Source organism: Mycobacterium sp. TH-M106, from assembly GCF_057473765.1.
The window spans coordinates 1-9,821 of the sequence record NZ_JBYCLE010000452.1 but is presented as its reverse complement, the minus strand read 5'-3'; the positions used below and the strand labels follow the sequence as shown (position 1 = coordinate 9,821).

Annotated in this window: 12 protein-coding genes; all 12 read right to left on the bottom strand. The window is 69.3% G+C overall.

Features of this window, described 5'->3' with window-relative positions:
- The coding region (locus AC2VOP_RS16140) for a hypothetical protein (RefSeq protein WP_486961923.1) at window positions 1-127 on the bottom strand (127 nt) is incomplete at its 3' end.
- A 154-nt stretch (window positions 128-281) separates the two neighbouring features.
- A complete protein-coding gene (locus AC2VOP_RS16135) occupies window positions 282-1,106 on the bottom strand; it encodes a type III pantothenate kinase (RefSeq protein WP_486961922.1) in 825 nt (274 codons plus the stop codon).
- A 2-nt stretch (window positions 1,107-1,108) separates the two neighbouring features.
- A complete protein-coding gene (panD, locus tag AC2VOP_RS16130; RefSeq protein ID WP_486961921.1) occupies window positions 1,109-1,537 on the bottom strand; it encodes an aspartate 1-decarboxylase in 429 nt (142 codons plus the stop codon).
- 17 nt (window positions 1,538-1,554) lie between these two features.
- Window positions 1,555-2,475, bottom strand: coding sequence for a pantoate--beta-alanine ligase (gene panC, locus AC2VOP_RS16125; RefSeq protein ID WP_486961920.1), 921 nt, complete (start codon window positions 2,473-2,475; stop codon window positions 1,555-1,557).
- The gene (locus AC2VOP_RS16120) at window positions 2,472-3,398 is read right to left on the bottom strand and encodes a Rossmann-like and DUF2520 domain-containing protein (RefSeq protein ID WP_486961919.1); all 927 of its coding nucleotides are present in this window, start codon (window positions 3,396-3,398) and stop codon (window positions 2,472-2,474) included. The genes panC and AC2VOP_RS16120 overlap by 4 nt, the downstream gene beginning before the upstream one ends.
- Window positions 3,399-3,532: 134 nt before the next feature.
- Entirely contained in the window at window positions 3,533-4,867 is a 1,335-nt protein-coding gene (locus AC2VOP_RS16115; RefSeq protein WP_486961918.1) for a DUF6779 domain-containing protein, read from the bottom strand.
- Between the two features lie 153 nt (window positions 4,868-5,020).
- Entirely contained in the window at window positions 5,021-5,506 is a 486-nt protein-coding gene (locus AC2VOP_RS16110) for a DUF3180 domain-containing protein (protein WP_486961917.1), read from the bottom strand.
- Window positions 5,506-6,063, bottom strand: coding sequence for a 2-amino-4-hydroxy-6-hydroxymethyldihydropteridine diphosphokinase (gene folK / locus AC2VOP_RS16105; RefSeq protein ID WP_486961916.1), 558 nt, complete (start codon window positions 6,061-6,063; stop codon window positions 5,506-5,508). The genes AC2VOP_RS16110 and folK overlap by 1 nt, the downstream gene beginning before the upstream one ends.
- Window positions 6,060-6,437 (bottom strand): dihydroneopterin aldolase, encoded by a 378-nt coding sequence (gene folB / locus AC2VOP_RS16100; protein WP_486961915.1) that lies wholly within the window; start codon window positions 6,435-6,437, stop codon window positions 6,060-6,062. Before folB ends, folK begins: the two co-directional genes overlap by 4 nt.
- Window positions 6,430-7,278: a dihydropteroate synthase gene (gene folP / locus AC2VOP_RS16095; protein ID WP_486961914.1), complete on the bottom strand. Its 849-nt coding sequence runs from the start codon at window positions 7,276-7,278 to the stop codon at window positions 6,430-6,432. The genes folB and folP overlap by 8 nt, the downstream gene beginning before the upstream one ends.
- Window positions 7,275-7,877 (bottom strand): GTP cyclohydrolase I FolE, encoded by a 603-nt coding sequence (gene folE, locus AC2VOP_RS16090; RefSeq protein ID WP_486961913.1) that lies wholly within the window; start codon window positions 7,875-7,877, stop codon window positions 7,275-7,277. The genes folP and folE overlap by 4 nt, the downstream gene beginning before the upstream one ends.
- A gap of 16 nt (window positions 7,878-7,893) precedes the next feature.
- Window positions 7,894-9,821 (bottom strand): ATP-dependent zinc metalloprotease FtsH (ftsH, locus tag AC2VOP_RS16085; protein WP_486961912.1); only part of this gene is annotated, 1,928 nt, incomplete at its 5' end.

The following is a 9,821-nucleotide window of genomic DNA, read 5'->3' as shown; positions in this document are numbered from 1 at the left end:
TCCGGTCGACCGCGACCGGGTAGGGGTCGCGGCCTTCGGCCAACAGCCGTGCCCGCTTGTCGCGACGAATCCGGAACTGCTCGGGAAGCTCGGGAAGCTCGGGAAGCGCGTCATCGGCACCGCTCACGACGTGCCAGCTTAAGCCATGTCAGCGCGTCGAGATTGCCGTCATGGTCGGTCATGGTCGTGATCGGGACCCCAACCACAACCACTGCGGCAATGTCGCCGACACAAATGCCGCTCGGGGCGGCTCGGGGCGGCTCAATGTGGCTCAGGGCGGCTCAGGGCACCGTCCGCAGGCCGCCGCGCCGGTTGTCCCGGTTGCGTTCGAACACCAACCGCAGGCCGTCCAGGGTCAGGTTCGCCTCGTAGTGGCTGACGTTGTGCAACTCGGGCAGCAGCAGCGGCGCGCTGTATCCGGTCGCCACCACCGTGACATCACTACGGGTGGAGTCGGCGAAACCGTCCAATTCCTCCCGTGCTCGGCGAACCAGGCCGTCGACTAGGCCGGCGAAGCCGAAGACCGCACCGGCCTGCATGCACTCGACGGTGTTCTTGCCGATCACCGAGCGCGGCCGGGTCAGTTCGACCCGGCGCAGCGCCGCCGATCGGGCCGCGGCGGCATCCGACGAAATCTGGACCCCCGGTGCGATGGCGCCGCCGAGAAATTCGCCCTTGGCCGACACCACGTCGACGCAGATCGACGAACCGAAGTCGACGACGATCGCCGCGGTCTCGAATTTGTGATATGCGGCAAGGCAGTTCACTATCCGGTCGGCGCCGACTTCTTTGGGGTTGTCGACCAGCAGCGGGATTCCGGTGCGCACACCCGGCTCGATTAGTACGGAGGGGATCGACGGCCAGTACTGACCCAGCATCAGCCGCACTTCGTGTAGCACTGACGGCACCGTGGACAGCGCTGCCGCGCCGGTCAGCCGTTCGCCGTCGTCACCGATCAGACCGTCGAGGGTCAGTGCCAGCTCATCGGCGGTGATCTCCGCTTCGGTGCGAATCCGCCACCGCTGCACGACGTTTGCATGCTCCGCTGACCCGCAGAGCAGTCCGACGACGGTGTGGGTGTTGCGGACGTCGATTGCCAACAACACTGTCAGCCTGCACTTCTGGGCGAAGCTAGGCTGGCCATTCCGGCCAGTTCGATATCGGGGACGAAGGCCGGGTCATGGCCCAGGTCGACCGGTTTGTTGTCGGCATCGACGAACACAATGCGGGGTTGGTAGCTGCGCGCCTCGTCGTCGGCGATGGTCGCGTACGCGATCAGGATCACCAGGTCACCCGGATGCACTAGATGCGCTGCAGCACCGTTGATTCCGATCACGCCGCTGCCACGCTCCCCGGCAATCGCGTAGGTGACCAGGCGAGCGCCGTTGGTGATGTCGACGATGGTCACCTGCTCTCCTTCGAGCAGGTCTGCGGCGTCCATCAGATCGGCGTCGATGGTCACCGAGCCGACGTAGTGCAGGTCGGCCTGGGTGACGACGGCACGGTGAATCTTCGATTTGAGCATCGTCCGCAACATCAATTCCTCCGAGGTGGTTAGTGGCAGAGATCCGCTTCGTCAGCTCCGGCGGGAGCTCCGATCGTTAGAGCGACGTTGTCCAGCAGCCTGGTCGCACCGACCTCGGCCGCGACCAGCAGCCGGGCCGGCCCGTGCGGTGGCGCCGGCCCGAGCACGCGATCACGGACCAGCAGGTAGTCGACGTCGATCGTGGGCACGGGTGCCAACACTGCATTCGCCGCCGCGACCACAGCTTCCGTTCCGCCGGCTGCCGCATGCGCGCCGGCGTGCAGCGCCGCCGACAGCGTCGCGGCGTCGCTGCGCTGCGCCGGGTTGAGATAGCGGTTGCGTGACGACATCGCCAGGCCGTCGACTTCGCGCACGGTGGGCACGCCGACCACCTGCACGTCGAGGTTGAAGTCGGAAGCCATCTGGCGCACCAATACCAGCTGCTGATAGTCCTTCTCGCCGAAGAACACCCGGTCGGGCCGCACGATCTGGAGCAGCTTCAACACCACGGTCAGCACGCCGTCGAAGTGCTCCGGCCGGGCGGCACCCTCGAGTTCGGCGCCCAGCGGGCCGGCGCGCACCGCGGTGCGCGGCCCGTCGGGGTACATCGCCGCTGCGGTCGGCGTGAAGACCATCTCGACACCTGCACCGCGCAGCAGGCTCAGGTCGTCGGCGAGGATGCGCGGATAAGCGTCGAGGTCTTCGCCGGCACCGAACTGCAGTGGGTTGACGAAAATCGACACCGCCACCACCGATCCGGGCACCCGGACGGCGGCGCGAACCAGGGCGAGGTGCCCGTCGTGCAGTGCACCCATGGTGGGCACCAGCATCACCCGACGACCGGTGCGCCGCAGTGCGCGGCTGACCCGGGCGGCGGCGTCGGGCTCGGTGTAGACGTTGAGCCGGCCCCTGACGAAAGTCGGGCAGGCTTCAGAAGCGTTGACCGTCACGGTGCCAGCACCGCCAACACATCATCGGCGGCGTGTACCCGTCGGGCGGTGCGCAGCGCATTGTCGCGATACGCCCGGGCCAACTCCGGGTCGACCCCGGCCAGGGCTACCAAATGCGCAGCAAGCGCAGTCGAGTCCCCGCGCACAACCGGGCCGGTGAGCGCGCCCTGCCCGTGCTGCAGGGCGTTCTCCAGCGCAGCCCGGGCCAGCGGTCCGAGAATGCGTTCGGCGATGCCGTCGGGGTCGCTGTGCTCACTGCCGCCGAGTCCCCCGCAAGCGGGCGGTGCCCCCAGTCCTGGCAGCGCCGCCCGCAGCGCCTCCAGCGCGTCGGCGAGCACGGTGACGACGTGGTTGCCGCCGTGGCACAGCGCGGCGTGGTAGAGGGCGCGCGATTGTTCACCGACCCGGAATGGCTCACCACCGATCTCCAAGGTCAGCGACTCGGCGATGGTATACCCGACCTCGTCGGCCGCGGTGATCCCGAAGCAGGTGCCGCAGAGCCGACTGATGTCCTCGTCGGCACCGGTGAAGGTCATCGCCGGGTGGATAGCCAGCGGCAGGCAGCCCTGCGCACTCAGTGGTTCCAGCACGCCGATGCCGTTGGCCCCCGATGTGTGCACGACGATGGTGCTGGGCCGTACCGCGCGGGTGGCCGCCAGGCCCGACACCACTGCACCCAGCTCGGTGTCCGGGACAGCCAGCAGCAACAGCTCAGCGTCTGCGGCCACCTGATGAGCCGGCAACACCGGAGTGTCGGCCAGCCGCAGCCGCGCGCGCTGTCGTGACTCCTCGGAGATGGCGCTGCAGGCCACCACGACGTGATCGGCGCGCTCGAGTGCGACGCCCACCGCGGTGCCGACCCGGCCGGCGGAGATGACACCCACCTTGAGCCGGGCCGGCCGCAATCCGTCGAACTGCACCACCGCAGACGACCTCGCAAGTTCTGTTGGTTCGTTCCAGTCCCGCGACGCGGGTACCGGACGGTCGGCAAGATTCTATCCAGCCGGCGGCGCAGGCCCTCGAGCCGGATGGAGCTTCTCCTCTTGCGGCAGCGCTGCTACTGCTTACGACGCCGTCGCCGGCCTCCGGTCGAGCCGGTCTGCAGTCGCGCCAGCAGGTCGGCGACCGACTGCCCGCCAGTCTCCGGTCGCGGACCTTCGGTGCCGCCCGGCTCCGTGCTGCGATGGCGAGCCATGCCGGGCGGCACCGAAGGCTCCGGCGGCGAGGTGGTCGGCACCCGCGGAATGATCGAGGTCGTCCCGGCCTCGGTCGGGTAGCCCGGCGACTCCGCTGAGTGGCGAGCATGCGCGCGGTCGCCCCCGCCGTACCGCCAGCCGGACGAGCCGGGCGCGGGGCCGGCTGGACTGGAATGCCGGCCGTGTCGGGAAGCCGGTTCGTTGAACGCCGCTGACCGGTCGAGACGGTAGTCAGGTTGGCTAGGTTGGCTAGGTTGGCCAGGTCGGCCAGGTTGGCCAGGTTGGCCAGGTTGGCCAGTGCCCGCGGTGCCGTGGGAGTTCACCCGGGAATCCACGGAATCCACGAAATCCCCGTCATCCGCAGTCCAGTTGCTACCCGGCGCCCCCGGCGGCAGCCATTTTCCTTCCGCGGCAACCGGTTGCCAGTCAGCGCTGGGTGCGGTAGACCCGTCGTCGGGAGCGCGCCGGTGCGAGCCGCGGTACGCCTTGGCATTTCCGTGGGCGGTTTCAGCGTCCGACTGCCGCGGCCACGGGGGAGCTGACGGCACCGGCGGCACCGGCGGTACTAAGCCGGCCGGTACGCCCACCTCCGGCACGTCGATGATCGGGTTCTCCGCGGTGCGGCCGGCGGTGTCGTCCGGCTGCATCGCCGCGGAGCTCTCCGCAACGTGCGACAGCCGGGCGCCAGACTCGCCGTCGGCACTGTCGCCGTCGAAGCGGGCCCAATCGCTGTAGGCGCGAACGGCGGTGCGCTCGGTCTCCAACGCCGGACGGTGGCCTAGGTCGGCGTCGAACAAGATTTCCAGGTTGGTCCGCAGCGCCGCCAGTTCAGCCCGCAACGCCGCAACCTCGTCGGCGGCCTGGGCGCGCAGCTCGGCGGCCAACTCACGGCGCAGTTGCGACTCGACCGTCAGCTCGTATTCCCGCCGCGCCGAAATCTCGCGGTCCAGCTGCAAGTCGTAGACCAGTTTCAGGTCACGCGCGCGGGCCTGGTCGGCATCGCTTTGCCGCCGATAGATCACCGACACGAACGCTGCCGCGACGGCGGCCCACAGTGCCAGGACCACCGCCAGCTTCAGCAGCTCCACCCGGGACGTGAAGACCAAGCCGGAACTGGCCGCAATCGCCAGCGCCAGCAACGCCGTTGACAGCCCCCACCCCGGCCTGCGATCCACGCGCCGCACCCGGGTCGTCATCTGCGCCGTCCCCCGCAAGCGGGTGGTACCCCCTCTCCTCCCCAGGTGGGCGCTGTCCTCACCTCATCGCTCCGCTCTGCGTCGTCGACGGCGCGCATGGCCCGACTTTACCGGTCTTAGGGCGTTGCGCGTGTCGGCCCGCTTCGGCGATTCTCACCCGAGCTGATTTTCGGCCCGCGCCCCCGGCTCGGTGGGATTCCCCGGTGACTTGCAGCAATGCTGGAGCCACAGTGCGGCAATCAACAAGGCCAACGCACTGACGGCCGCGACCACGACGCCCGGGATGTCGTCGTGCGCGACCCGCAGCACGCAACGCCGCGGCAACAGATAAACGAGCACCGCGACCCACCACCCCAGCACCGGCGCCGCCACCCACGCCGAGGCTTTGGCGATCAGCACGCTGCGCGCCACCGCAATGGGATGCAGTCGGCCGGGTCCGCACCCGACCTTGCCGTCGTCGATCTTGGACCGGACGTAACGGCCCCATCCCGCCTCGGCGATCGCCAGGGCGAGCAGGGACAGGCCGGTCGCGCCGGTGATCGGCGGAAACCACCGGTACAACAGCTCGACCAGCAGATAGCTCACAGCTGCAGCACCCGCCACCGCGGCCGCCAGGTCACGTTTGCGGGTCGGCCCCATCAGGTCTCGCGGACCCGATCGTGCAGCACCAATTCGGTCAATCGCAGGGTCGCGCGGTCGGCGGGGTCGAGTTCGGCGAGCAAGCTCGCCACGGATCGTTTCCGGCCGGCCACCGTCAGCTCGGCGTCCGGTTCTATCGCCAGCCACGGCACCATGACAAACGCGCGCAGATGAGCTAGTGGGTGCGGCAGGGTCAGGCCGTTGTCGCGGGAGAGAATCTCGGTCTGCACTGCTTCGCCGCCCGGCTGACGGGCCGTCTCAGCGCAACTGATCAGGTCCACGTCCAGCGTCCGCGGCCCCCAGCGCTGGCCACGCACTCGGCCCGCCGCGTGCTCCAGTTCGTGGGCCCGGTGCAGCCAATCCTTGCCGCTACGGGCCGGGTCGTCGACGATCAGCACCGCGTTGAGGAACCGACCCTGATCCACCTCGCCCCACGCCTCGGTTTCGTACACACCGGAGACCGCGCGCACCGCATCGCCGAACCCGTCGGCCGCTGACTGCAGCCGCGCCAGCCGGTCACCCAGGTTGGACCCGATCGACAACACCGCCCGAGTCATTGCCCTCCTTCGGCGCCGCGCGACCGGCGCGCCACCACCGCCACATCAGCGAAGGTCAGCGGGATCGGAGCATGCGGCTTGTGCACCGTCACCTCGACGGCCTGCACCCGCTGGTCGTTCATCACGTCCCGCGCGATCTCATCGGCGACGGTTTCGATGAGGGCGCGGGCCGGCCCGGCGACGATGGCAGCCGCGCGCTCGGCTAGCACCCCGTAGTCGTAGGTGGCCGACAGCGAGTCGGTGGCGGCGGCCGCGGTCAGGTCCATCCAGACCGCAACGTCGACGACGAATTCCTGCCCGTCGGCTCGCTCGTGCGCCAATACGCCGTGGTTGCCGCGGACGGTCAAGCCGCGCAGTTCGATGCGATCAGTCATCGAACTTCGTGCCTCCTTCCGCCCAGGCCGCGACAACCTTGAGCGCGTCTACCGAGCCTCGCACGTCGTGCACCCGCACCCCCCAGGCTCCGTGCAGGGCAGCCAGCGCCGAGACCACAGCGGTCGCGGTTTCGCGACCGTCCGGCGGCCGCGGCACGCCGTCGGGTCCGGCCAGCAGCGTACCCAGAAATCGTTTGCGTGACGCCCCGACCAGCACCGGTATGCCGGTGGCGACCAGCAGCGGAAGCGCCTGCAGCAGCGCCCAATTGTGCCAACCCGTCTTGGCGAACCCGAGCCCGGGATCGATGACCAGCTCCGACGGGTCGACACCGGCGCCGACCGCCCGGTCGACGCTGGCGATCAACTCGTCGCGGACCTCGGTCACCACGTCACGGTAATGCGGCACCCGGTGCGGGCGGTCCCGGAGATCCCTGCCCACCGGCCGCCAGTGCATCAGCACCCACCGGACACCGGCCCCGACCAGCAACGGCGCCATGGCGGGATCGGCGCGTCCACCGGACACATCGTTGACCATCCTGGCACCGCAATCCAACGCAGCTCCCGCGACGCCGGCATCCATCGTGTCGATGCTGACCGTAATGCCCTGCGCGGCAAGTTCCTTCACCACGGGAACCACGCGTGCGGTCTCCACACGCGGGTCGACCCGGACCGCACCGGGCCGCGTCGACTCGCCCCCGACGTCGACGATCGCCGCACCCTGAGCGGCCAGAGCCAGGCCGTGTTCCACGGCGCGCTCGGTGTCCAGGTAGCGCCCACCGTCGGAGAACGAGTCGGCGGTGACATTCACCACCCCCATCACCTGCACGTGCGTTGGGCTCACTTGCGCAGGATAAGTTCCAGTGCCTCGGCTCGAGATGCGCTGTCGGATTTGAACTGACCCCGCACCGCCGAGGTTGTGGTGATCGCACCGGGCTTGCGCACGCCACGCATCGCCATGCACAGGTGCTCGGCTTCGATCACGACGATGACTCCGCGTGGGTCGAGCTTGCGCATCACCGCGTCGGCGATCTGGCCGGTGAGCCGCTCCTGCACCTGGGGGCGCCTGGCGTACAGGTCGACCACCCGCGCCAGCTTGGACAGGCCGGTGACCCGGCCGTCCTCGCCGGGGATGTAGCCGACGTGCGCCACACCGTGAAACGACACCAGGTGGTGTTCGCAAGTCGAATACAGGGGGATCTCTTTGACCAGCACCAGTTCGTCGTGTTGCTCGTCGAAGGTGGTTTCCAGCACGGTGTCGGGGTCGGTGTAGAGCCCGGCGAACATCTCCCGGTAGGTCCGAGCCACCCGGGACGGCGTATCCGTCAAACCGTGCCGGCTCGGATCCTCACCGATCGCGTAGAGCAGTTCGCGGACCGCGGCCTCCGCGCGGGCCTGGTCGAACACCGGCGCGCGGAGGCTCGCCTGTGCCGGTGAAACCATGCCAACCCTCGTTTTCTCAATCGCCGGCCGGCGGTTCGGCCGCATTGACGTCCCCTTTCGGCCGGTCGGCCGGCTTCCCGGCGGCCGATGGACGCGCCGGCGGTGGCCGGCCCGGAACCGGATGTGGCGGGGGATGCCAGTAGCTCGGCGCGGGTGGTGGCCAACCGGGGGCATGCCAGCCGGGCGGGGCGCCGTAATCGGGTTGGGTGCCACCCTGGTCAGGCTGCTCCGCGGCGCCGGGATCACGACCGTCGCGCGGACCGTATGAGCCGTTGCCGCCGGTGGGGGTGCGGCCGGCCCCGGCCTGTGCGGCCTGCGCGTCCCGGTCGGCCTGCGCGATGGCGGCTTTGAAAGCCGGCTCCGACACCGGTGGCGGCCACGGTTCACCACGCTCGACGGCCAGTTCGCCCGGGGTTTTGATCGGCGGCTTGTCCGAGGGGGTGCGGCCACCGAAGTCGTCGAACATCGTCAGCCGCGGTCGCTTGGCGACGCCGTCGAAGATCACCTCCAGCTCCGCGCGGTGCAGGGTCTCCTTCTCCAGCAGTTCACCGGCGAGCGTGTCGAGGACATCGCGGTATTCGGTGAGGATCTCCCATGCCTCGGTGTGCGCCGCTTCGATGAGTTTGCGTACTTCGTCGTCGATGTCGCGGGCCACTTCATGCGAGTAGTCCGGCGCGGTGCCCATCGTGCGGCCCAGGAACGGGTCGCCGTGTTCGGTGCCGTATTTGACCGCACCGAGCTTGGCGCTCATGCCGAATTCGGTGACCATTGCCCGGGCGACCTGGGTGGCCTTCTCGATGTCGGACACCGCGCCCGTCGTCGGCTCGCGGAACACCAGCTCTTCGGCGGCGCGCCCGCCCATCGCGAACACCAGTTGCGCGATCATCTCCGAGCGGGTGCGCAGGCTTTTGTCTTCCTCCGGCACCGCCACCGCATGCCCGCCGGTGCGTCCGCGGGCCAGGATGGTGACCTTGTAGACCGGGTCGATGTCCGGCATCGCCCACGCCGCCAAGGTGTGACCGCCCTCGTGGTAGGCGGTGATCTTCTTCTCCTGTTCGCTGATGATCCGGCCCTTGCGGCGCGGGCCACCGATCACCCGGTCCACCGCTTCCTCCAGCGCCGGGCCGGTGATCACGGTGCCGTTCTCCCGCGCGGTCAACAATGCGGCCTCGTTGATCACGTTGGCCAGGTCGGCACCCGTCATCCCGACGGTCCGCTTGGCCAGCCCGTCCAGGTCGGCGTCGGGGGCCATCGGTTTGCCCTTGGCGTGCACCCGCAGCACCGCGCGCCGGCCAGCGATGTCGGGGTTGCTGACCGGGATCTGCCGGTCGAAACGCCCGGGCCGCAGCAGCGCCGGGTCCAAGATGTCGGGCCGGTTGGTGGCCGCGATCAAGATCACCCCGGCCCGATCGCCGAAGCCGTCCATCTCCACCAGCAGCTGGTTGAGGGTCTGCTCGCGTTCGTCGTGGCCGCCGCCCAGGCCGGCGCCGCGCTGGCGGCCGACGGCGTCGATCTCGTCGACGAACACGATGCACGGGGCGCTCTGCTTGGCCTGCTCGAACAGGTCCCGGACCCGCGACGCGCCCACGCCGACGAACATCTCGACGAAGTCCGATCCGGAGATGGTGAAAAAGGGCACGCCCGCCTCACCGGCCACCGCACGAGCCAACAGGGTCTTGCCGGTGCCCGGCGGCCCGTAGAGCAGCACGCCCTTGGGGATCTTGGCGCCTAGTGCCTGATAGCGCGACGGATTCTGGAGGAAGTCTTTGATCTCGTAGAGTTCCTCGACCGCCTCGTCGACACCGGCCACGTCGGCGAAGGTGGTCTTGGGCATGTCCTTGCCGAGTTGCTTGGCCCGCGACTTGCCGAAACCGAAGCCCATCCGGGCCCCGCCCTGCATCCGCGAGAACATCACGAACAGCCCGACCAGCAACAGCAGCGGCA